This is a genomic window from Nocardia sichangensis (assembly GCF_047200615.1).
Taxonomy (GTDB): domain Bacteria; phylum Actinomycetota; class Actinomycetes; order Mycobacteriales; family Mycobacteriaceae; genus Nocardia; species Nocardia sichangensis.
Genome location: NZ_JBJZOK010000146.1, coordinates 1 through 436 on the forward strand (window position 1 = coordinate 1; position 436 = coordinate 436).

Consider the following 436-nt stretch of genomic DNA (forward strand, 5'->3'; position numbering starts at 1 on the left):
TTGTCGCCCCAGATGCCGCGCAGCATCGACGGCCACGGCTCGTCGAGCACGAGCAGACCGGAACTGTCCCGGCCGAGTTCGCCGCCGTCCTCGTCCACCACCCGCGCCGAGACACCCGGCAGGGGAGTCATCGCCGCGCCGGGTTTGGCGGCGGTGACGCCGGGCAGGGGGGAGATCATGATGGCGCCGGTCTCGGTCTGCCACCAGGTGTCGACGATGGGCGTGCGGCCCGCGCCGATGACTTCGCGGTACCAGCGCCACGCCTCCGGGTTGATGGGTTCGCCGACCGAACCGAGCAGGCGCAGCGACGACAGATCATGGCTGTCGGGAATGTTCCTGCCCCACTTCATGAACGTTCGGACCAGCGTCGGCGCCGTGTAATAGATGGTGACGCCGTATTTTTCGATGATCTCGAAATGCCGGTGCTCGTTGGGCG

At 67.4% G+C, this 436-nt stretch carries 1 protein-coding gene; it reads right to left on the reverse strand.

Going from position 1 to position 436, the window contains the following annotated elements; translation table 11 throughout:
- Positions 1-436: AMP-binding protein (locus ACL03I_RS39525; RefSeq protein WP_412808676.1), on the reverse strand; the 436-nt coding region annotated here is incomplete at both ends.